Source organism: Pseudomonas sp. 8(2025) (genome assembly GCF_052665325.1).
The window spans coordinates 686034-708799 of sequence record NZ_JBQOIE010000001.1; the positions used below are offsets into that span (position 1 = coordinate 686034).

Annotated in this window: 19 protein-coding genes and 1 pseudogene; 13 read left to right on the forward strand and 7 right to left on the reverse strand. The window is 64.4% G+C overall.

The features are described from left to right. Positions 1–771, forward strand: coding sequence for an electron transfer flavoprotein subunit beta (gene etfB, locus ACUXVH_RS03270; RefSeq protein ID WP_342402937.1), 771 nt, complete (start codon positions 1–3; stop codon positions 769–771). 1157 nt (positions 772–1928) lie between these two features. Next, a pseudogene (locus ACUXVH_RS03275) lies at positions 1929–2224 on the forward strand (hypothetical protein); the annotation flags it as partial. Positions 2225–2638: 414 nt separating this feature from the next. Here the strand turns inward: ACUXVH_RS03275 and gbcA are convergent. Next, the gene (gbcA, locus tag ACUXVH_RS03280) at positions 2639–3934 is read right to left on the reverse strand and encodes a glycine-betaine demethylase subunit GbcA (protein ID WP_011063910.1); all 1296 of its coding nucleotides are present in this window, start codon (positions 3932–3934) and stop codon (positions 2639–2641) included. 291 nt (positions 3935–4225) lie between these two features. Here gbcA and gbcB point away from each other — a divergent pair, with 291 nt between their 5' ends. Continuing rightward, positions 4226–5326, forward strand: a complete 1101-nt coding sequence (gene gbcB / locus ACUXVH_RS03285; protein WP_011063909.1) for a glycine-betaine demethylase subunit GbcB — start codon at positions 4226–4228, stop codon at positions 5324–5326. A gap of 78 nt (positions 5327–5404) precedes the next feature. Here gbcB and ACUXVH_RS03290 read toward each other — a convergent pair whose 3' ends face one another. The 3 genes from ACUXVH_RS03290 to ACUXVH_RS03300 form a co-directional block, all read right to left on the reverse strand. Beyond that, complete coding sequence (locus tag ACUXVH_RS03290; RefSeq protein ID WP_445493908.1) at positions 5405–6232, reverse strand: nitrilase-related carbon-nitrogen hydrolase; 828 nt, start codon at positions 6230–6232, stop codon at positions 5405–5407. Beyond that, positions 6229–7674 (reverse strand): purine-cytosine permease family protein, encoded by a 1446-nt coding sequence (locus tag ACUXVH_RS03295; protein ID WP_370058171.1) that lies wholly within the window; start codon positions 7672–7674, stop codon positions 6229–6231. The genes ACUXVH_RS03290 and ACUXVH_RS03295 overlap by 4 nt, the downstream gene beginning before the upstream one ends. Positions 7675–7947: 273 nt before the next feature. Then, the gene (locus tag ACUXVH_RS03300) at positions 7948–8988 is read right to left on the reverse strand and encodes a threonine aldolase family protein (protein WP_445493911.1); all 1041 of its coding nucleotides are present in this window, start codon (positions 8986–8988) and stop codon (positions 7948–7950) included. A gap of 100 nt (positions 8989–9088) precedes the next feature. Between ACUXVH_RS03300 and ACUXVH_RS03305 the strand changes: the two genes are divergently transcribed. From ACUXVH_RS03305 to fdhA, 8 genes are all read left to right on the forward strand, one after another. Further along, positions 9089–9829 (forward strand): TraX family protein, encoded by a 741-nt coding sequence (locus ACUXVH_RS03305; protein WP_053160268.1) that lies wholly within the window; start codon positions 9089–9091, stop codon positions 9827–9829. A gap of 312 nt (positions 9830–10141) precedes the next feature. After that, the gene (locus ACUXVH_RS03310; protein ID WP_011063904.1) at positions 10142–11395 is read left to right on the forward strand and encodes a serine hydroxymethyltransferase; all 1254 of its coding nucleotides are present in this window, start codon (positions 10142–10144) and stop codon (positions 11393–11395) included. A gap of 23 nt (positions 11396–11418) precedes the next feature. After that, on the forward strand, positions 11419–12669 hold the full coding sequence (locus ACUXVH_RS03315; protein WP_011063903.1) for a sarcosine oxidase subunit beta family protein: 1251 nt from the start codon (positions 11419–11421) through the stop codon (positions 12667–12669). 14 nt (positions 12670–12683) lie between these two features. Next, positions 12684–12986: a sarcosine oxidase subunit delta gene (locus ACUXVH_RS03320; RefSeq protein WP_011063902.1), complete on the forward strand. Its 303-nt coding sequence runs from the start codon at positions 12684–12686 to the stop codon at positions 12984–12986. Continuing rightward, positions 12983–16000 (forward strand): sarcosine oxidase subunit alpha, encoded by a 3018-nt coding sequence (locus ACUXVH_RS03325; protein WP_445493915.1) that lies wholly within the window; start codon positions 12983–12985, stop codon positions 15998–16000. The genes ACUXVH_RS03320 and ACUXVH_RS03325 overlap by 4 nt, the downstream gene beginning before the upstream one ends. 133 nt (positions 16001–16133) lie before the next feature. Beyond that, positions 16134–16766 (forward strand): sarcosine oxidase subunit gamma, encoded by a 633-nt coding sequence (locus ACUXVH_RS03330; protein ID WP_011063900.1) that lies wholly within the window; start codon positions 16134–16136, stop codon positions 16764–16766. A gap of 156 nt (positions 16767–16922) precedes the next feature. Then, a complete protein-coding gene (gene purU / locus ACUXVH_RS03335; RefSeq protein ID WP_011063899.1) occupies positions 16923–17780 on the forward strand; it encodes a formyltetrahydrofolate deformylase in 858 nt (285 codons plus the stop codon). Between the two features lie 170 nt (positions 17781–17950). After that, complete coding sequence (gene fdhA, locus ACUXVH_RS03340) at positions 17951–19150, forward strand: formaldehyde dehydrogenase, glutathione-independent (protein WP_011063898.1); 1200 nt, start codon at positions 17951–17953, stop codon at positions 19148–19150. A gap of 197 nt (positions 19151–19347) precedes the next feature. Here fdhA and ACUXVH_RS03345 read toward each other — a convergent pair whose 3' ends face one another. From ACUXVH_RS03345 to ACUXVH_RS03355, 3 genes are all read right to left on the reverse strand, one after another. Next, a complete protein-coding gene (locus ACUXVH_RS03345; protein WP_401260484.1) occupies positions 19348–19932 on the reverse strand; it encodes a hypothetical protein in 585 nt (194 codons plus the stop codon). 157 nt (positions 19933–20089) lie between these two features. Further along, complete coding sequence (locus ACUXVH_RS03350) at positions 20090–20764, reverse strand: anti-sigma factor (RefSeq protein ID WP_401025787.1); 675 nt, start codon at positions 20762–20764, stop codon at positions 20090–20092. Next, entirely contained in the window at positions 20761–21405 is a 645-nt protein-coding gene (locus ACUXVH_RS03355) for a sigma-70 family RNA polymerase sigma factor (protein WP_011063895.1), read from the reverse strand. Before ACUXVH_RS03355 ends, ACUXVH_RS03350 begins: the two co-directional genes overlap by 4 nt. Positions 21406–21628: 223 nt before the next feature. Between ACUXVH_RS03355 and ACUXVH_RS03360 the strand changes: the two genes are divergently transcribed. Both ACUXVH_RS03360 and ACUXVH_RS03365 read left to right on the forward strand, forming a co-directional pair. Beyond that, positions 21629–22195, forward strand: coding sequence for a DUF2780 domain-containing protein (locus ACUXVH_RS03360; protein WP_011063894.1), 567 nt, complete (start codon positions 21629–21631; stop codon positions 22193–22195). Positions 22196–22333: 138 nt separating this feature from the next. Continuing rightward, positions 22334–22762 carry a DUF350 domain-containing protein gene (locus tag ACUXVH_RS03365; RefSeq protein WP_123431061.1) on the forward strand — a complete coding sequence of 143 codons (429 nt, stop codon included), beginning with the start codon at positions 22334–22336 and terminating at the stop codon, positions 22760–22762. Positions 22763–22766 lie beyond the last annotated feature (4 nt).

The window sequence follows — 22766 nt, forward strand, 5'->3', positions numbered from 1 at the left end:
ATGCACAGCAATGTAATCAGCCTGATTTCGATTGGCGCCCACCCCACCTCCGGCCGCCCGCGGCGTGCCGAACAGGATGCCCGGGCAGTGGAACTGGGCCTGCAACTGGCCGGTGCGCAGTTGCAGGTGCTGCATGCCGGCGATGTAGCCGAACCGGCCCTGCGCGCCTACCTGGGCATGGGCCTGGAACAGCTGCATGTGCTGGAGCAGCCGGCGGGCGCCGATGCCCTGCCGGCACTGACCCAGTACCTGCGTCATGCCGGCGCCCAGGTGGTGCTCACCGGCAGCCAGGCGGAAACCGGCGAGGGCTCGGGGATGCTGCCATTCCTGCTGGCGGAAAACCTCGGCTGGCCGCTGGTGGTGGGGCTGGCCCAGGTCGAGTCCCTGGGCGATGGCGTGGCCCATGTCCTGCAAGCCTTGCCTCGCGGCCAGCGACGCCGGCTCAAGGTGCGCCTGCCATTCCTCGCCACTGTGGATAACGCCGCACCCAAGCCGCGCCAGAGCGCCTACGGCCCGGCGCGCCGGGGCCTGCTCGAAACCGACCAGGTGCTGGTGGTGGAGGACGAGTTGTTCACAGGCTCCAGCCTGCAGCCGGCCAAGCCGCGCCCCAAGCGCCTGAAAGTGATCAAGGCCAAGAGCGGCGCCGACCGCATGAAAGCCGCTACCGCCAAGGCCAGCGGCGGCACCGGCCAGGTACTCAAGGGCGTCAGCCCTGAGGCGGGTGCCGAAGCCATTCTCAAATTGCTCATCGAAGAAGGCGTAGTGCGCTGACCTCAGGGTTATGCACAACCCCTGGCACCGCTGTTCGCTGGCAAGCCAGCTCCTACGGGGGAAATGCACCCATGTCCTGTAGGAGCCGGCTTGCCGGCGAAGAGGCCAGCGCGGTTTTGCACAATTCCCGGGCGCAGCCGTGCGCTGGCAAGCCAGTTCCCACAAGGGGAAATGCACCGATGCCTTGTAGGAGCCGGCTTACCGGCGAAGAGGCCGCCGCGGTTTTGCACAATTCCCGGCCGTCTTTCGCGACAGGGGGGTAGGGTTACTCACAATCCCTGTGTGCGGACCTGTGGATAAGGTGTTCGCGCCTCGCTCCAGCCCTTGTGCAGCGGGCCCTGGCGCCGCCTGTACGATTTTTGATCAGGCTAAGTCGGCGTTTTTTATGGCGTTTTTTCCATGATGGGAAAACCCTCGGGCAGACTTTTGCACAGCAGTTGCCCCCAAAGTCTGTTGGCGCTTCTGTGGATAAGATGTTCGCTTAGCGCTGTATCCCTTGCAGAACGGGGCTTTCAAGCTTTTGTTCAAAAAACGACCAAATGCTGGTTTTTCCGCAGAATATCCTGGCGTGCCCCTGATAATGCGCGGCTTCTGGCGGTTTTCCACAGTGCATGACTCGTGCACCCGAGTTGCCCCCAAAGTCTGTTGGCCGTTCTGTGGATAAGGTGTTCGCCTTCCTCTGTAGCCCTCTGAATACGTGGCTTTGATGGCTATGTTCAAAAAATGATCAATGTCTTGTAAAACAGCACTTTCTACATAAGTCACGGATTTTATTGCCATTGCCCGGCGAAATATCCCCATGCCAGAGGAACTTGCCCACAGTTGCTGTGGGCCAAGGTGTGGATAAGGTGTTCGTCGAAGGCTGCACCCCTTGTAATCCATGGCTTGCACGGCAATAGATCAAATTTCATACAGCTCTAATGGCTGCCTTGACACTGGCAAGTGGCCTGTCTTCACTGATGCCACAAGGACTTGGCAGTTACTTATCCACATCCGGTTCTCGGGAGCTCAGGCAATGGACTGTCGTTTATCGCAGGCTTCTGCGATCCGCGCCTTTCTCCCTCGACGCACCCGCCGCCGCGCCACCAACCAGCGCGCCCGCCTATAGCTGCACCCCCGGGCTGCCGCCGGTTGGCACTTTTTCCACAGTTTGTGTTTCCCTGGCCAAGCTCCAGGCCAACCAGAAGTCCGCGGACTTTCTCAAGCAGGAGGCGCGTTTCTACAAGCCGCCGATCAACGTGATCTTCGCCAAGTTGCCCAACAACCTCAACCACGTCGGGGGCGAGCAACTGCCGTGCAACCACTGTGGCGACTGCGTCTGGGGCTGTAACAACAAGGCCAAGAACACCACCGCAATCACGGTGCGCAGATTTTCTGCCAGGCCCAGGTGCGCCATCTGGAGCGTGACGGCGACGGCTGGATCGTGCGCTTCCAGTACCTGGACAGCGCCCAGGGACGGCATGTATGGGCGCTGCATCGGCCATGGGGCGATTCCCTATGGCGTTACCAGCGAACTGAAGGGCAACACCCAGGTGCAATGGTCGGAAACCCTTTCGGCAGACGATCCGAACTACCCGCTACGGGTGCGCAATGGCTATGTGAAGGTGAGGCTGGACGGCCCGCAGATCAGCGAGACCTTCATCGGCGAGACCGGCGCGGTCAGCTGGTCGCGGCCCTGAAGGCCCTGTAGCCGCTGCCGAGCCCGCGAGGCTGCGACAAGGTCCGCAGGACCTTGCTTGACGGTTTTCCGCCGGACCTCAGGCGCTCTCAAGATCGCTGCGCCTGCTGCGTCGGAATGCCGCCCAAGCCGTTCGCAGCCTGCGGCAGCGGCTACATAAGCCTTGTAGCCGCTGCGGTGCTTGCAGTGTCAGCCGGTGACCGGAACACCCTTGAGGTAAGGCGCCGGTTCCGCCCCCAGGTTGCTCAGCATGCGCTCGCTGTACCAGTCGACGAAGTTGACCACGCCGAACTCGTAGGTCTTGGAGTACGGGCCGGGCTGGTAGGCGGTGGAGTTGATGCCGCGCTGGTTCTCTTCCGCCAGGCGCCGGTCCTGGGCGTTGGTGGCGTCCCACACCTGGCGCATGCGCTCGACGTCGTAGTCCACGCCTTCCACGGCGTCCTTGTGCACGATCCACTTGGTGGTGACGATGGTTTCCTGGGCGCTGATGGGCCACACGGTGAACACGATGATGTGGTCGCCCATGCAGTGGTTCCACGAGTGGGGCAGGTGCAGGATGCGCATCGAGCCCAGGTCCGGGTTCTTGATCCGGCCCATGAGTTTGGCGCAGCCCTGCTTGCCGTCCAGGGTCATGGACACGGTGCCCTTGAGCAGCGGCATGCGCACGATGCGGTTGCGCAGGCCGAAGCTGGCGTGGGCGTAAGGGATCTTCTCGGCTTCCCAGGCGGCAGCGGAGGCGGCCACGTGGTCCTTGAACGCCTGGTCGGCCCGCGGGTCGGTGACGTCGTCCCATTCCAGCAGGGTTTTCAGCAATTCGGGGTGCGAGCCGCCGCAGTGGTAGCACTCGCGGTTGTTCTCCAGCACCAGCTTCCAGTTGGCCTTTTCATGCAAGGTGGTCTGCACCGCCACCTTGGTGTTCTCCATGTCGTAGGGCTCCATGTAATGGGCCAGGGTCGCCAGGAAGTCGTCGATGGCCGGCGGGTTCTCGGCCAGGGAGATGAAGATGTAGCCGCCGGCGGTCTTCACGTTCACCGGTTTCAGGCCGTATTGCTTCATGTCGAAGTCGGCGCCCATTTCGGTGCCGGCGAACAGCAGGCGGCCGTCCAGTTCGTAGGTCCACTGGTGGTAGTGGCAGACCAGCTTGGCGACCTTGCCCTTGTCGCTGGTGCACAGCCGTGAGCCGCGGTGGCGGCAGACGTTGTGGAAGGCGTGGACCACGCCGTCGGCGCCGCGGATGACGATGATCGGGTTCTTGCCGATCTGCAGGGTGATGTAGTTGCCCTTGGTAGGGATCTCGCAGGTCATGCCGGCGATCAGCCATTCCTTCTGGAAGATCTCCTGCATGTCGATATCGAACAGCCTTTCATCGCAGTAGAACGGCTGCGGCAGGGAAAAGGTCCGCTCACGTTCCTGCAGCATCTGTGCAGTGGCCTTGCGTGCAGGTTCCAGCGGATCGCCCAAGCTCAGGGTTGCGGTGACGTCCATCGTTCAAGTCCTCATGGCCGTTCAGTGCGGCCGGCGAATTAATTAGTGGCTACGGTGGGTGCTACGCAAGTCACGAAAAAAACGGCTGTTGTCGTTGAGGCGAGTGTGGGTCCGCAGGCGCCAAGAACCTTATCCATGGGCGACATGGCCCAATCTGTTCCCGACGCGCCAGCCCCGGCAGCTGGGGGCTGGTCGCGATAAGCATGTGAATGTCGCAGATAGGTAAATGGGCGCGAGAAGCCTTACGCAGAATCGCTGACAAGACGCCGACCGTCGGCCGTGGAGAACAGCATGTCCAACACCTTCCTCAACCCGGTAACCACCCAGACCTGGGCCAATGGCCGTCACATCGTCCGTTGCGTCAAAGTCATCCAGGAAACCTGGGACGTGCGGACCTTCTGCTTCATGGCCGACCAGCCGATCATGTTCTTCTTCAAACCGGGGCAGTTCGTCACCCTGGAGCTGGAGATCGAGGGCCAGCCGGTGATGCGTTCCTACACCATCTCCAGCTCGCCCTCGGTGCCCTACAGCTTCTCGGTGACCATCAAGCGCGTGCCCGGCGGCAAGGTCTCCAACTGGCTGCACGACACCCTGCACGAAGGCCAGGAACTGGCGGTGCACGGGCCGGTGGGGCTGTTCAACGCCATCGACTTTCCGGCGCCGAAGATCCTCTACCTCAGCGGCGGCGTCGGCATTACCCCGGTGATGTCCATGGCGCGCTGGTTCTACGACACCAACGCCAACGTCGACATGGTGTTCATCCACAGCGCCCGTTCCCCCAAGGACATCATTTACCACCGCGAGCTGGAGCACATGGCCTCGCGGATCGACAACTTCAGCCTGCACCTGATCTGCGAAAAGCACGGCCTGGGCGAGCCCTGGGCCGGTTATCGCGGCTACCTGAACCACAAGATGCTGGAGTTGATGGCCCCGGATTTCCTGGAGCGGGAAGTGTTTTGCTGCGGCCCCACGCCCTATATGAGCGCGGTCAAGCGGCTGCTGGAAGCCGCCGGTTTCGACATGGCTCGCTACCACGAGGAATCCTTCGGCGCGACCCCGGCCGAAGCCCGGGCCGATGCGGTGGAACACGCCGAACAGGCGGCCGAGGCGCCGGAGCCGGACCTGGCGGACCTGCATCAGGTGGAGTTCACCGCTTCGGGCAAGAGCATCCGCGTGGCCCCCGGGGAAACCGTGCACGCGGCGGCGGCCAAGCTTGGCCTGATGATTCCCAAGGCCTGCGGCATGGGCATCTGCGGCACCTGCAAGGTGCTCAAGCTGGGGGGCGAGGTGGAGATGGAGCACAACGGCGGGATCACCGAGGAAGACGAAGCCGAAGGCTACATCCTGTCCTGCTGCAGCGTGCCCAAGGGCGACGTGCGCGTGGAGTTCTGATCGCCGGCAAACCGGCCCCTGCATCCGTTTGCTGTAGGAGCCGGCTTGCCAGCGAACAGGTGCAACCTGATCCTTCGGTTACTGATACAACGCCGGGCGCCGATCCAGGTGCACATGGTTATGTTCACTGATGGACTTGTGCCAGGCCTGGGTCAGGTCCAGCTCCGCCAGCAGCAACTGCTCGGCGCTTTCCCGATCCCTGCCCGCCAGTGGATAACCGTCGGCATCGACAATGGTCGAGCCGCCCACCCAGTTCACTTCACGTTCCTCGCCGCAACGGTCGCAGGCGGCGATGAACATCCGGTTGACCGCCGCATTGGCCTGCACCCGGACCATCTCCGCCGGCCGCTCGCCCAGCGGGCGCGGGCCATCCGGCCAGTTCACCGGGGCGCACAGCAGGGCCGCGCCGGCCAGGGCTGGCAGGCGCACCCACTCGGGAAACTCCAGGTCGTAGCAGATCATCATGGCGATCGGCCCGAAGCGGGTCGGCACCACCGGCGGCGGTTCGTCGCCTGGGGTGAAGATTAGGTTTTCCCGATCCCACAGGTGGGCCTTGCGGTACAGCGTCAGCCTGCCTTCGGGTTCGACCAGCGCCGCGCTGTTGGCCACGCGCTCCTGGTCCAGGCGCTCGCAGAAGCCGCCGACGATCACCACCTGCAGCTCTTCGGCCAGGGTTTTCCACAGGCTCAGGGTCGGCCCGTCGAGGCTTTCCGAGAGTGCCAGGGCTTCATTGCGGTCGCTGAACACATAGCCGCTCTGCACCAGTTCCGGCAGCACTACCACCTGGGCGCCGCGGGCGGCGGCCTGGCGTATCGCCTCGGCGCCCAGGGCGCGGTTGTACTTAAGGTCGCCGATGCGCGGGGCCACTTGCTGGCAGGCCACCTTGAGGGATGCCTGAGGAATCATTGCGCGCCTCCTTCCAGTTGCTGCTCGCTGGCCTGGATGGCCAGGCGCTCCGCGTCCAGGTCCAGGTTGCGGGTCAGCGCCCAGTAGACCAGCGCGGCCACGGCAAGGCCAACCACGAAGGCAATGTCGGCGCCGCCCAGGGCCTGGGACAGCGGGCCCTGGAAGAAACTCAGGGACATGAACGGCACCATCGCCAGCAGGCCGAGGAAATACGCCAGCAGCCCGGCGCTGGACCAGCGGCCATAGATCCCGGTGTGATTGAAGATGTCGCTGATGGCATAGCGACCTTTGCGCACCAGGTAGAAGTCCGCCAGGTTGACTGCGGTCCAGGGCACCAGGAAATACAGCATCAGCAGCACGAAAGTGTTGAAGCTGCCCAGGTAGCTCTCGGGAATGTTCATGGCGATGAGAAAGATCACCACCGCCACCAGCACGATTCCGCAGACCCGGCTCTTGAGGTTGGGCTTGATCGACTTGAAGCCGTCGATGGCGCTGATGCCGGTGAGCATGGCGCCGTAGCAGTTGACCGCCATGATGCCCACCAGCGCCGGCACTGCGATCAGCACGGTGAAGGTGCCGAAGCCGGGGATCACCCGGTTGCCCACTTCGCGCACGCTGGCGATGGCATCGGGGGAGGGCAGGGCCGAGGCCAGGAACGCCCCCAGGGACATCAGCCACAGGGCCGAACCGGCGGCGCCCAGGTAGGTCCAGAAGATCACCTGGCGCGACGGCGTCTTGTGCGGCAGGTAGCGTGAGTAGTCGGAGACGTACACCGAATAGCTGATCTGGTAGCCGGCGGCGGCCGACAGCTGGATCAGGAACGCCGACCAGGAGAACTGCGGGTCGGCCAGGGCCGAGTCGGCCTGCAGGGTCAGCAGGGCACTGACGGTGAGCACCGCGAACACGCTGATCATCACGTAGGTCAGCCAGCGCTGCACGGTGTGCAGCAGGTCATGGCCGATCACCGCGATCAGCACCGCCACGGCGATCATCAGGGTGTACCAGGGCGCCCGGGCGCCGGGCATCACGGTGTTGATGGCATCGGTGGCGAGAATCACGTTGAACACGTTGAAGCCGATGTAGACGAACACCACGGCGGTGAACGGCACGATGGCGCCACGCAGGCCGAACTGGGCGCGGGACTGGATCATCTGCGGCAGCCCCATGCGCGGGCCCTGGTTGGCGTGGAAAGCCATGCAGAAGGTGCCCAGGCAGACGCCGATGACGATCGCCAGGATGGCGTATTGCAGGGCGAGGCCCAGGGCTGCGCCGGTGAAACCGGTGACCATGGTGGTGAGCACGAAGTTGCCGGTGAACCAGAAGGGGCCCTGGTGCCAGACCTTGCCGTGGCGCTCGTTGCGCGGCACGTAGTCGATGGAACGGGTTTCGATCTTCAGGCCGGGAGGCTGGGCGTTCTCGGTGACGCAAGAAGAAGTCGTCATGGGGTACAGCCTTATTTTTATAGGTCGACCCCGGAGTCTCGGACAAACGCTGCGGTTGTTGAATCAGTGGGGGCAAATAATCAGTTCAGGAATTTGTGAACTGATGAAGGGGGCGTGCTTGACGGGCCTCTTCGCTGGCAAGCCGGCTCCTACGGGGTGGGAGGTGCGCTGGCCATTGTAGGAGCCGGCTTGCCGGCGAAGGCGTCGGTGAGCGCGGCGCTTGGGTTGCGGGCCTCTTCGCTGGCAAGCCAGCTCCTACAGGCGGGGGGTGGGTCAGGCGCTCATGACGGTGCGGATTTCGGCTGCCAGTTCGCGCACGCGGTCTTCCTCGGTGTCCCAGGAGCACATGAAGCGCGCGCCACCCTTGCCGATGAAGGTGTAGAAGCGCCAGCCCTTGGCCGTCAGTGCGGCAATGGCCGGTTCCGAAAGTTGCAGGAACACGCCGTTGGCCTGCACCGGGAACATCAGTTCCACGCCAGGGATGTCGGCCACCAGTTGGGCCAGCAGCTGCGCGCAGTGGTTGGCGTGGCGGGCGTGCTTGAGCCAGGCGTCGTTTTCCAGGAGGCCGACCCAGGGCGCGGAGAGAAAGCGCATTTTCGAGGCCAGCTGGCCAGCCTGCTTGCAGCGGTAGTCGAAGTCTTCCGCCAGCTTGTGGTTGAAGAACAGGATCGCTTCACCCACCGCCATGCCGTTTTTCGTGCCGCCAAAGCACAGCACGTCCACGCCGGCCTTCCAGGTCAGCTCCGCCGGGGTACAGCCGAGGAAGGCGCAGGCGTTGGAGAAGCGCGCGCCGTCCATGTGCAGGTTCAGCCCCAGTTCCTTGCAGGTGGCACTGATGGCGCGAACTTCTTCCGGGGTGTAGACACTGCCCACCTCGGTGGCCTGGGTCAGGGTTACCACCCGCGGCTTGGGATAGTGGATGTCCTGGCGCTTGAGGGCGATCTCGCGGATCGATTCCGGGGTCAGCTTGCCGTTCTGGGTGCCGGCGATCAGCAGCTTGGAGCCGTTGGAGAAGAACTCCGGGGCGCCGCACTCGTCGGTTTCGACGTGGGCGGTTTCCGAGCAGATCACGCTGTGGTAACTCTGGCACAGCGACGACAGGGCCAGGGAGTTGGCGGCGGTGCCGTTGAAGGCGAAGAACACTTCGCAATCGGTTTCGAACAGTTTGCGGAAATGATCCGAGGCGCGAGCGGTCCACTGGTCGTCGCCGTAAGCGCGCTCGTGGCCGTGGTTGGCCTGCTCCATGGCGGCCCAGGCTTCGGGGCAGATGCCGGAGTAGTTGTCGCTGGCGAATTGTTGGCTCTTGTCGGTCATGGCCGGCTCCGTGGTCGATGATGGTGCGCACTTTAACCAAGAATAATGGCCCAGCACACGCTCTGTTTATGCCGGAATAATGCATGGCCCATAAGGATTTATGCGTGACGCGATGCTGAAACCCGACACTGCCCGGCGCGACGGGGCGCTGGATGCGCTGAAATGGCTGGCGCTGCTGAGCATGGTCCTCGATCACCTGCGTTATGTGGGCCTGAGCCTGGACTGGCTTTACGTACCCGGGCGCCTGGCGTTTCCCTGGTTCTGCCTGGCCATGGCGGTGAACCTGACCCGGGCCAGGGATGAAATCGACCGCCGGCCCGGCCCATGGCGCTACCTGGGCTGGTTGCTGCTGTTCAGCCTGCTGAGCGAGATTCCCTATCGCCTGTTCATTCCCGACCCCGATACCTTGAATGTGTTGCCCACCCTGGCCCTGGGCCTGCTGGTGGCTCGCGGCTGGCAGCGGCGCAGAGGCCTGGACCTGGGGCTTGGCCTGCTGGCCTTGCTGCTGGCGGTGGTTTTCAGCGAGCGGCTGATGTTCGGCGCCTTCGGGGTGTTGCTGCCGCTGGCCCTGGTACTGGTGTTGCGCCGGCCCTGGTATTTCAGCCTGCTGCCTGGGGCGCTGTGCCTGGCGGCCAATCAATGGGAAACCTTGTTCCCGGCGGCGCGCCTGGGCAATCAGGTGGCGACCTGCGGTATTGCCGCTTGTCTGCTGGCGCCGTGGCTGGGGCTGATGCTGCTGCGGGGGCTTCGTGGCAGGTCGGTGCCGGCCATGCGCCGCTGGGCCTACCTGCTGTACCCGGCGCACTTTCTCCTGCTGCTGGCCCTGCGCGCAGCCCTGTAGGAGCCGGCTTGCCGGCGAAGGCGCCCCTGAGGATTTGCGCCCGGCTTGCGGGCCTCTTCGCTGGCAAGCCGGCTCCTACGGCAGAGAGCGTTGCGTTGCGGGGGAAGGACAGGCCCGATCCAGAGCCGTTGGCGGGTGGTGCGGGCAGGCATTTATCTCCGCACGCCAGGGCATGTCGTAAACGCACCTTTGCGTGGCGTCCATAGGCATTTGAGTTCCCCTTCCCGGTCATACCATCGCATCCAAAGGGCGTAGCTGTAAGGCTCGCCTCACCGAGACGAAAGGCGCACCGCCGCCGCTGGGAGAGACGTGATGTTCAGCAAGCAAGACCAGATCCAGGGTTACGACGATGCACTGCTGGCGGCGATCAATGCCGAGGAACAACGCCAGGAAGATCACATCGAGCTGATCGCGTCGGAAAACTACACCAGCAAGCGGGTGATGCAGGCGCAAGGCAGCGGGCTGACCAACAAGTACGCCGAAGGCTATCCGGGCAAGCGCTACTACGGTGGCTGCGAGCACGTGGACAAGGTCGAGGCCCTGGCCATCGAGCGCGCCAAGCAACTGTTCGGTGCCGACTACGCCAACGTCCAGCCGCACTCCGGTTCTTCGGCCAACAGCGAGGTGTACCTGGCCCTGCTGCAGGCCGGCGATACCATCCTCGGCATGAGCCTGGCCCATGGCGGCCACCTGACCCACGGGGCCAAGGTGTCGTCCTCGGGCAAGCTGTACAACGCGGTGCAGTACGGCATCGACACCCGCACCGGGTTGATCGACTACGACGAAGTCGAGCGCCTGGCCGTGGAACACAAGCCGAAGATGATCGTCGCCGGCTTCTCGGCCTACTCCAAGACCCTGGACTTCCCGCGCTTCCGGCAGATCGCCGACAAGGTCGGGGCGCTGCTGTTCGTCGACATGGCCCACGTCGCCGGGCTGGTGGCCGCCGGTCTGTATCCCAACCCGCTGCCCTATGCCGACGTGGTCACTACCACCACCCACAAGACCCTGCGCGGTCCCCGTGGCGGGCTGATCCTGGCCAAGGCCAACGAAGAGATCGAGAAGAAACTCAACGCCGCGGTATTCCCCGGCGCCCAGGGCGGTCCGCTGATGCATGTGATTGCGGCCAAGGCGGTGTGCTTCAAGGAAGCGCTGGAGCCCGGTTTCAAGGCTTATCAGCAGCAAGTGATCGACAACGCCCAGGCCATGGCCGGCGTGTTTATCAAGCGCGGCTACGATGTAGTGTCCGGCGGCACCGACAACCACCTGTTCCTGGTCAGCCTGATTCGCCAGGGCCTGACCGGCAAGGATGCCGATGCCGCCCTGGGCCGCGCCCACATCACCGTGAACAAGAACGCCGTGCCCAACGACCCGCAGTCGCCGTTTGTCACGTCCGGCCTGCGCATCGGCACCCCGGCGGTCACCACCCGCGGTTTCAAGGTCACCCAGTGCACCGAACTGGCGGGCTGGATCTGCGACATTCTCGACCACCTCGGCGATGCCGACGTCGAGGCCAATGTCGCCCGTCAGGTGGCGGCCCTGTGTGCTGATTTCCCGGTTTACCGCTGAGAGCCGCAACTGGAGCAATGACTATGCAACGCTATTCGGGCTTCGGCCTCTTCAAGCACTCTCTCAGCCACCATGAAAACTGGCAGCGCATGTGGCGCACCCCGACCCCGAAGAAGGTCTACGACGTGGTCATAGTCGGCGGTGGCGGGCATGGCCTGGCCACGGCCTACTACCTGGCCAAGGAACACGGCATCACCAATGTCGCGGTGGTGGAAAAGGGCTGGCTGGGTGGCGGCAACACTGCGCGCAACACCACCATCGTGCGTTCCAACTACCTGTGGGACGAGTCGGCGCAGCTCTACGAGCATGCGATGAAGTTGTGGGAAGGCCTGTCCCAGGACCTCAACTACAACGTGATGTTCTCCCAGCGCGGGGTCTACAACCTGTGCCATACCCTGCAGGACATCCGTGATTCCGAGCGCCGGGTCAGCGCCAACCGGCTCAACGGCATCGACGGCGAACTGCTCAACACCCAGCAGGTGGCGGACGAGATCCCCTACCTGGACTGCTCGAAGAACACTCGCTACCCGGTGCTTGGCGCCACAGTCCAGCGCCGTGGCGGCGTGGCCCGTCACGACGCCGTGGCCTGGGGCTTTGCCCGCGCCGCCGACGCCCTGGGCGTGGACCTGATCCAGCAGACCGAAGTCATTGGTTTTCGCAAGGAAAACGGCGTGTGCATCGGCGTCGAGACCAACAAGGGCTTTATCGGTGCCAAGCGCGTCGGGGTGGTCACCGCCGGCAACTCCGGGCACATGGCCAAGCTCGCGGGTTTTCGCCTGCCGATCGAATCCCACCCGCTGCAGGCGCTGGTGTCGGAGCCGATCAAACCGATCATCGACAGCGTGATCATGTCCAACGCGGTGCACGGCTACATCAGCCAGTCGGACAAGGGCGACCTGGTGATCGGCGCCGGTATCGACGGCTGGGTCGGCTACGGCCAGCGCGGTTCCTACCCGGTGATCGAGCACACCATCCAGGCCATCGTCGAGATGTTCCCGGTCCTCTCCCGTGTGCGCATGAACCGCCAGTGGGGCGGCATCGTCGACACTAGCCCGGACGCCTGCCCGATCATTTCCAAGACCCCGGTGCCGAACATGTTCTTCAACTGCGGGTGGGGCACCGGCGGCTTCAAGGCCACCCCGGGCTCGGGCAACGTGTTTGCCGCGAGCCTCGCCAAGGGCGAGATGCATCCTCTGGCCGCCCCTTTCTCCATCGACCGTTTCCACAACGGCGCGCTGATCGACGAACACGGCGCTGCTGCGGTCGCCCACTAAAAGGACAACTCCCTATGTTGCATATCTTCTGTCCTCACTGCGGCGAGCTGCGCTCCGAAGAGGAATTCCATTCGTCCGGCCAGGCGCATATTCCACGGCCCCTGGACCCCAACGCCTGCACCGACGAGGAGTGGGGCGACTACATGTTCTTCCGCGACAACCCTCGCGGCCTGCACCACGAGTTGTGGATCCACGCCGCCGGTTGCCGCCAGTACTTCAACGCTACCCGCGACACCGTGACCTACGAAATTCTTGAGACCTACAAGATCGGCACCAAGCCGCAATTCACCGCCAAGGCTGCTGGAGAGAAGGTATGAGCCAGACCAATCGCCTGTCCAACGGCGGACGCATCGACCGCAACAAGGTCCTGACCTTCACCTTCAACGGCCAGAGCTACAAGGGTTTTGAGGGCGACACCCTGGCCTCGGCGCTACTGGCCAACGGCGTGGACATCATCGGCCGCAGCTTCAAGTACTCCCGGCCCCGGGGCATCTTCGCCGCAGGCTGCGAGGAGCCCAACGCGGTGCTGCAGATCGGTGCCACCGAAGCCACCCAGATCCCCAACGTGCGCGCCACCCAGCAGGCGCTGTACCAGGGCCTGGTGGCCACCAGCACCAACGGCTGGCCCAGCGTCAACAACGACATGATGGGGATTCTCGGCAAGGTCGGCGGCAAGCTGATGCCGCCGGGCTTCTACTACAAGACCTTCATGTACCCGCAATCGTTCTGGATGACCTACGAGAAGTACATCCGCAAGGCGGCGGGCCTCGGTCGCTCGCCCACCGAGAACGATCCGGACACCTACGACAACATGAACCAGCACTGCGACGTGCTGATCGTCGGCGCCGGCCCCGCGGGCCTTGCCGCTGCCCTGGCAGCGGCCCGCAGTGGCGCCCGGGTGATCCTGGCCGACGAGCAGGAAGAGTTCGGCGGTACCCTGCTGGACAGCCGCGAGAGCCTGGACGGCAAGCCGGCGGTGGAGTGGGTGGCCAGTGTGGTTGCCGAACTCCAGTCGCTGCCGGATGTATTGCTGCTGCCGCGGGCCACGGTCAACGGCTACCACGACCACAACTTCCTGACCATTCACGAGCGCCTCACCGATCACCTCGGCGACCGCGCGCCCATCGGCCAGGTACGCCAGCGCATCCACCGGGTACGCGCCAAGCGCGTGGTGCTGGCCACCGGCGCCCACGAGCGGCCGCTGGTCTACGGCAACAACGACGTGCCGGGCAACATGCTGGCCGGTGCCGTCTCCACCTATGTGCGGCGCTACGGCGTGGCCCCGGGCAAGAAACTGGTGCTGTCCACCAATAACGACCACGCCTACCGTGTGGCCCTGGACTGGCTCGACGCCAGCCTGCAAGTGGTGGCCATCGCCGATGCGCGGCACAACCCGCGCGGCGCCCTGGTGGAAGAAGCCCGGGCCAAGGGTATTCGCATCCTCACCTCCAGCGCGGTGATCGAGGCCCGTGGCAGCAAGCACGTGACCGGCGCGCGTGTAGCGGCCATCGACGTCAAGGCACACAAGGTCACCAGCCCCGGCGAATGGCTCGACTGCGACCTGATCGCCAGCTCCGGCGGCTACAGCCCGGTGGTGCACCTGGCCTCGCACCTGGGCGGCAAGCCGGTGTGGCGCGAAGACATCCTCGGTTTCGTGCCCGGTGAAGCGCCGCAGAAACGTGTGTGCGTCGGTGGCATCAACGGCGTCTACAGCCTCGGCGATACCCTGGCCGACGGTTTCGAAGGCGGTGTGCGCGCCGCCAGCGAAGCCGGTTTCCAGGCCGTTGAGGGCGTTCTGCCCAAGGCCCTGGCCCGTCTTGAAGAACCGACCCTGGCGCTGTTCCAGGTGCCCCACGAAAAAGGCACGGCGCGTGCGCCGAAGCAATTCGTCGACCTGCAGAACGACGTCACTGCGGCCGCCATCGAACTGGCGACCCGCGAGGGCTTCGAGTCGGTGGAACACGTCAAGCGCTACACCGCCCTGGGCTTCGGCACCGACCAGGGCAAGCTGGGCAACGTCAACGGCCTGGCCATTGCCGCCCGTTCGCTGAACGTCAGCATTCCGCAGATGGGCACCACCATGTTCCGTCCGAACTACACGCCGATCACCTTCGGCGCCGTGGCTGGCCGGCACTGCGGGCACATCTTCGAGCCGGTGCGCTTCACCGCGCTGCATGCCTGGCATGTGAAGAATGGCGCCGAGTTCGAAGACGTCGGCCAGTGGAAACGCCCCTGGTACTTCCCGAAAAACGGCGAAGACCTGCATGCCGCGGTCAAGCGCGAATGCCAGGCCGTGCGCGACAGCGTCGGCCTGCTGGACGCCTCGACCCTGGGCAAGATCGACATCCAGGGCCCGGACGCCCGGGAGTTTCTCAACCGCATCTACACCAACGCCTGGACCAAGCTCGACGTGGGCAAGGCCCGCTACGGCCTGATGTGCAAGGAAGACGGCATGGTCTTCGACGACGGCGTCACTGCCTGTCTGGCCGACAACCACTTCCTGATGACCACCACCACCGGCGGCGCGGCTCGCGTGCTGCAGTGGCTGGAGATCTACCAGCAGACCGAATGGCCGGACCTCAAGGTGTACTTCACCTCGGTCACCGACCACTGGGCCACCATGACCCTGTCCGGGCCCAACAGCCGCAAGCTGCTGAGCGAAGTCACCGACATCGACCTGGACAAGGACGGCTTCCCGTTCATGACCTGGAAGGAAGGCCTGGTGGGTGGCGTACCGGCGCGGGTGTTCCGTATCTCGTTCACCGGCGAGCTGTCCTACGAGGTCAACGTCCAGGCCGACTACGCCATGGGCGTGCTGAAGCAGATCGTCGAGGCCGGCAAGAAGTACAACCTGACCCCCTATGGCACCGAGACCATGCACGTGCTGCGGGCCGAGAAAGGCTTCATCATCGTCGGCCAGGACACCGACGGTTCCATGACCCCGGACGACCTGAACATGGGCTGGTGCGTGGGCCGGACCAAGCCGTTCTCCTGGATCGGCTGGCGCGGCATGAACCGTGAAGACTGCGTGCGTGAGCAGCGCAAGCAACTGGTGGGCCTCAAGCCGATCGACCCGACCCAGTGGCTGCCGGAAGGTGCGCAACTGGTGTTCAACCCCAAGCAGGCGATCCCGATGAGCATGGTGGGCCACGTGACCTCCAGCTATGCCCACAACTCCCTGGGTTATTCCTTCGCCCTGGGTGTGGTCAAGGGGGGGCTCAAGCGCCTGGGCGAGCGGGTCTTCGCACCGCTGGCCGATGGCCGGGTGATCGAGGCGGAAATCGTTTCCTCGGTGTTCTTCGACCCCAAAGGCGACCGCCAGAACATCTAAGGCACAACACGCTCATGTAGGAGCTGGCTTGCCAGCGAAGGCGGCCTCAAGGCTGCCACAAGGCCCAAGGGCCTCTTCGCCGGCAAGCCGGCTCCTACAGGGTGTTATCAATAGAATTCAGGACAGGTGCTCTATGACCGCAGTCAACGTTTACCAACAGCGCCCCACCACCGGGGCCAAGGCCGAGTCGTCGTTGCACCACGCCGACCTGCCGAGCCTGGTGGGCAAGGGCCGCAAGAACGCCGGGGTGACCCTGCGCGAGAAAAAACTCCTCGGCCACCTGACGATCCGTGGCGACGGCCACGATCCGGCCTTCGCCGCCGGCGTGCACAAGGCCCTGGGCATCGAACTGCCGGGCGCCCTGAGCGTAGTGGTCAAGGGCGAGACCAGCCTGCAATGGCTGGGCCCGGATGAGTGGCTGCTGATCGTGCCCAGCGGCGAAGAGTTCGCCGCCGAGCAGAACCTGCGGGCCGCCCTGGGCGACCTGCATATCCAGATCGTCAACGTCAGCGGCGGCCAGCAGATTCTCGAATTGTCCGGGCCCAACGTGCGCCAGGTGCTGATGAAGTCCACCAGCTACGACGTGCACCCCAACAACTTCCCGGTGGGCAAGGCCGTGGGCACGGTGTTCGCCAAGTCGCAACTGGTGATCCGCCGTACCGGCGAAGACACCTGGGAGCTGCTGGTGCGCCGCAGCTTTTCCGATTACTGGTGGATGTGGCTGCAGGATGCCGCGGCCGAATATGGCCTGAGCGTCCAGGCCTGAGCCCAGCTTGGCCTGGTAGGAGCGAGCTGGCTCGCGAACTCGCGAAGGATGGATTTTCCGGAAGACCACAGCGCCCTTGGATTTTTCGCGAGCAAGCTCGCTCCTACAGAGAACCGACCGCGCTGCGGTTGCCCCAACGAACAGGAGTTATCCCGCATGAGCCGCGCCCCCGACACATGGATCCTCACCGCCGACTGCCCCAGCGTGCTCGGCACGGTGGACGCGGTGACCCGCTTTCTGTTCGAGCAGGGCTGCTACGTCACCGAGCACCATTCCTTCGATGACCGGCTCTCGGGCCGCTTCTTCATTCGCGTGGAGTTCCGCCAGCCCGATGGCCTGAACGAGCAGGGTTTTCGCGAGGGCCTGGCACAGCGGGCCAAGGCCTTCGAGATGAACTTCGAACTGACCGCGCCGCACTACCGGCCGAAGGTGGTGATCATGGTCTCCAAGGCCGACCACTGCCTCAACGACCTGCTCTACCGCCAGCGCATCGGCCAGTTGCCCATGGACGTGGTGGCGGTGGTGTCCAACCACCCGGACCTCAAGCCCCTGGCCGACTGGCACCAGATTCCCTACCACCACTTCCCCCTCGATCCCAACGACAAGCCGTCCCAGGAGCGCCAGGTGTGGCAGGTGATCGAGGACTCCGGCGCCGAACTGGTGATCCTTGCCCGCTACATGCAGGTGCTGTCGCCGGAGCTGTGCCGCAAGCTCGATGGCAAGGCCATCAACATCCACCACTCGCTGCTGCCGGGCTTCAAGGGCGCCAAGCCTTATCACCAGGCCTACAACAAGGGGGTGAAACTGGTGGGAGCCACGGCGCACTACATCAACAACGACCTGGACGAAGGCCCGATCATCGCCCAGGGCGTGGAAGTGGTGGACCACAGTTACTACCCCGAAGACCTGATCGCCAAGGGCCGGGACATTGAAGGCCTGACCCTGGCCCGGGCGGTGGGTTATCACATCGAGCGGCGGGTGTTCCTGAACGGCAACCGGACGGTGGTGCTCTGAGGATTCCCGGGGCTGCTGCGCAGCCCTTCGCGAGCAAGCTCGCTCCTACAGGCGTTGCGCCTGTTCGCGCGAAAGCGATTTTGAAAACGAAACAGCATCTGTACCCGAGCAATCCACGTGTTTCCCCTTTGGGTTACGCGGTTCCATAACAACAACAGCGAGGTGAAAGCATGTCTGGTAATCGTGGTGTCGTGTATCTGGGCAGCGGCAAGGTCGAGGTACAGAAAATCGACTATCCAAAAATGCAGGACCCGCGCGGCAGGAAGATTGAGCACGGCGTCATCCTGCGCGTGGTCTCCACCAACATCTGCGGTTCGGACCAGCACATGGTCCGTGGTCGTACCACCGCCCAGGTCGGCCTGGTGCTGGGCCATGAAATCACCGGCGAGGTGATCGAGAAGGGCAGTGACGTCGAGAACCTGAAGATCGGCGACCTGGTCTCGGTGCCCTTCAACGTGGCGTGCGGGCGCTGCCGCTCCTGCAAGGAACAGCACACCGGGGTCTGCCTGACCGTCAACCCGGCTCGCGCCGGCGGTGCCTATGGCTACGTCGACATGGGCGATTGGACCGGCGGCCAGGCCGAATACGTGCTGGTGCCTTACGCCGACTTCAACCTGCTGAAACTGCCGAACCGCGACAAGGCCATGGAGAAGATCCGCGACCTGACCTGCCTTTCCGACATCCTGCCCACCGGTTATCACGGCGCCGTCACCGCCGGTGTCGGCCCTGGCAGCACCGTCTACGTGGCCGGTGCCGGTCCGGTGGGCCTGGCGGCCGCTGCTTCGGCGCGCCTGCTGGGGGCCGCGGTGGTGATCGTCGGTGACGTCAACCCGGTACGCCTGGCCCACGCCAAGGCCCAGGGTTTTGAAATTGCCGACCTGTCCAAGGACACCCCGCTGCACGAGCAGATCGCCGATTTGCTGGGCGAGCCGGAAGTGGATTGCGCCGTGGACGCCGTGGGCTTCGAAGCCCGGGGCCACGGCCATGCCGGTGCCCAGCACGAAGCACCGGCCACCGTGCTCAACTCCCTGATGGGCGTAGTGCGGGTGGCGGGCAAGATCGGTATCCCCGGCCTGTACGTCACCGAAGACCCGGGCGCCGTGGACGCCGCGGCGAAGATGGGCAGCCTGAGCATTCGCTTCGGCCTGGGCTGGGCCAAGTCCCATAGCTTCCACACCGGCCAGACCCCGGTGATGAAGTACAACCGCCAACTGATGCAGGCCATCATGTGGGACCGCATCAACATTGCCGACGTGGTAGGGGTTGAAGTCATCAGCCTCGACGACGCCCCGCGCGGCTATGGCGAGTTCGATGCCGGCGTGCCGAAGAAATTCGTCATCGATCCGCACAAGCTGTTCAGTGCTGCCTGAGACTTGAGGCGATAGAAGAAAAAGGGCGACCCACGGGTCGCCCTTTTGCGTTGTGGCATAAGCCCGAGACCGCCGCGAGCACTTCGTACCCTGTGGCTAAAAACACCCCCCAGTAGCCGCTGTCGAGTTTGCGAGGCTGCGCAAAGGTCCGCAGGACCTTGCTTGGCGATCTTGCGTCGGGCGCTGCCGATACCGAGTCAGAAACCCTTGCCCGGGTAGTCGACCCAGTGTTCTCCACTGAGGATGTACTGCGCGGCGGCCTCGCTAAACACACCTGGCGCATCCCGCTGGAAACGCGATCGCCACTGGGGCAGCCACCAGTAGTTGAGCGCCGTGCCTCTTGGGAAAAGCACCATGCTCAGGACGGATTGGTCGATGAGCCCGCGCTGATACAACTGGTGAATGCGGTCCATGAAATCCAGGTAGTAGCCGATGGGCAGCGAGAGCATCAGCACGGCGGTATGGAATTTTTCCGTGGGCGCTCGTTGCGGGTTTTCCAGCAGGCCCAGGGCTTCGCAGTAATGGACCTGGGGCTGGCGAGCCAGGGTCTGGGCCGCCGGGACTTCGAGAATGATCAGTGAGTGGATCTCCTCTTGCCAGTCGGCGCCGTGGGTCTCCTGGAAGTACTGGCTGATGACCTCGGTCAGGGGGCCGGTGGCATGGGCTGCGTCCGAGCAACGGTTGCCGTCGATGGGGCGGCCGATGATCCAGATGACGAGGGGGATGGCCAGGGCCAGGGCGATGCAGCTGTAGAGGGCCGTTCTGATTGGAGATCGTTTCACTGCAAGTGCCGGAAGGTGCGGGGGGCTTGCGCGGCAACCCGGGGCTGGCGCAGACCCTGTTGGTGAGTGGGCAGGGCAGTTTAGCGTTGGCGGCTTCGCTGGCAAGCCAGCTCCTACACAAGCCTTGCAGGAGCCGGCTTGCCGGCGAAGATTGCCGTCAGAGCGCCGCCAATTGCCCCTGGTACAACACCGGCCCGGTGGGCTGGCCGGTAGGTGAGCCGCCGTGGGGTTCCAGGCTCACGGCCAGGGCGATCGGGGTGCCCAGCAGTTCGCGTTGGGCCGGGCTCAGGTTGATCTTGCCTTGGCCGCCTACCGGCACCACGCCCAGGGAAATAGGCTTGCCATCGGCAGGAATCGCCCAGAGTTCCAGGCTGCGGTCCAGGCCGATGGCGGCCAGGGTCAGGGGTTCCACCTGCAGGTACTGGGCGTGGGCCTTGATCTGCAAGGCCGGTTGCTGGTCGGCGCTGAGCAGGGTGGCGCTGTAGCGCACCTGGTCGTCCTGCCGGATAAAGCCGATGTACAGGGTGGCCAGCACGGCGCAGGCGGCGATCGCCAGGCGCAGGCGCATCCACAGCGGGTTTTTCTGCGGCATGTGCAGGACCTGGGGCTGGATACGCGCCTGGATGCCTTGCCACACATGCTCCGGCACTTCCTGCTCGGGCAGGCCTGCGGTCAGGCTGGCGAGGCTCTCCTGCCACTGCGCCAGTTCCTCGCGCAGGGCCGGGTCGTCCAGCAGGAGCATGTCGAAGCGCCGGCGCGCGGCGCCCTGCATCAGGCCGATGGCGTAGTCGGCGGCGAGGGCGCGGCGCCGTTCGGGAGTTCGATAATTCATGATTCAAGGCACCTGCGCAGGCGTTCCATGCCGCGGCGGATCCAGGACTTGACCGAGCCCAGGGGCGCGGCCAGCTGCTCGGCCAGTTCGGAGCAGGACAGGCCCTGGAAGTAGGCCACGGTGATGGACTGGCGTTGCATGCCCTCCAGGCTTTCCAGGCAGCGGTTCAGGGCCCGGGCCTGGCGGGCGCTGTCCAGTTGTTCGTGGGCCGAGGGGGCGTCGTCCATCAGTTGCTGCTGCTCCCCCTCGCCCAGGGGCCGCTCGCGGTGCTTGCGCAGTTGGTCGATGGCCTGGTTGCGGGTGATGTTGATCATCCAGGTCAGGGGGGCGGACAGGTGCGGCTGGTAGCGCACGGCGTTGTTCCAGATGCGCACGAAGCTTTCCTGCAGCACCTCCTCGGCCAGGTCGCGGCGGCCCATGAAGCGCAGGGCCACCCCATTCAGGTACGGGGCAACGCTGCGGTACAGGGTTTCGAAGGCGCGGCGATCGCCCAGTGAGCACTGGGCCAGCAAGTGCCGCAGTTGATCGGGGTCGAGAGCGGAAATGGCGGTTCTCCAGGCAGGTGGCAAATGAATGGACCACGGCTGGCAACGGTCGATCCAGCCAGAGGGTAGTCCAGGGTGGGCGGTTGTTCCATTCACGGGTTGCGACCTCCTGCTACGGCCGGTGCCGATGTGCCTGCGCCGGTCGTCGTTGCTGCATATACGCAGAGCGGCGAGCCGTGGATGCGTGATTCTCGACTAAAATCCACAGGGTGCGGGCGCCGCTGCGTCACTTTCGGAACATTCGCCCGAAGCTTCAGTCAAAAGGCTGTTTTCCAGCCATCCGAACACGGGTGGTTTCCTGCCCCATGAGGTTGTTTCGATGAATATTCCACGCGGTTTCGCCTTGGCTACCCTGATGACCCTGGCAGCCGGTTCGGCCCTGGCCGGCGGTTTCAGCCTGAACGACGCGGCCAATGCCATTTCCGGCATGCAGGGCGGCGACAAGGCTGCCGCCGCGGCCCCCACTTCCCAGACCGCCGGCCTGCTCGGAGCCCTGGGTTCGCAACTGAATGTCACTCCCCAGCAAGCCATCGGCGGTACGGGCGCCATGCTTGGCCTGGCGAAGAACCAGTTGAGCAGCACCGACTATTCCCAGTTGAGCAAAAGTGTCCCGGGCCTGGACAAGCTCTCGGGCAGCAACGCCCTGGGCAGCCTGGGTGCCCTGAGCGGCCTGCTGGGCCAGTCGTCCGGGCAGACCAAGGGCCTGGACAGCGCCTTGGGCGACGTCAAGGACACCAATGACCTGAACAACGCCTTCGGCGCCCTGGGCATGGACAGCGGCATGATCGGCCAGTTTGCGCCGGTGATCCTGCAGTACCTGGGCCAGCAGGGCGTTGGCGGCTCCCTGCTGCAAAGCCTGAGCGGCATCTGGGGCGTGGCCAAGTAGCGCGCTCCGGCCCCGGCGCCTGGCGCGCCGGGGCCCTCCCAGTTTCCTGCAATCCTGGTCTTTACCTTTCCCGGAGTTTTCGCCGAATCGGGCCTGTGCTATATCTCGCGCCCCGTTTTCCAAGGAAGCTTGAACGCGATGTTCATGGATGCACTGAAGATGTCTCTGCCCGCCGATGCGGTGCTCGGTTTCATGCTCTACATGCTGGGCGCGGCCCTGGTCTTTGCCCTCTATGCGTTCATCTATACGCGCCTGACCCCCTATAACGAATTCGCCCTGATCCGCGAGGGCAACAGCGCGGCTTCCATCGCCCTGTCCGGTGCCTTGCTGGGTTTTGCCATTCCGGTGGCCAGCGCTATTTCCCATTCAATCTCGATCATCGACTTCCTGCTCTGGGCCGGCATCGCCGCGGTGGTGCAGCTGCTGGCGTTCTTTGTGGTCAGCCTGACCCTCAAGGGCCTGTCCCAGCGCATTGCCAGCCAGGAGTACGCGGCGGCCATCCTGGTGGCATCGGTTTCTGTCGGTGTCGGCCTGCTGAACGCGGCCTGCATGACCCCTTCGGTCTGAGGGC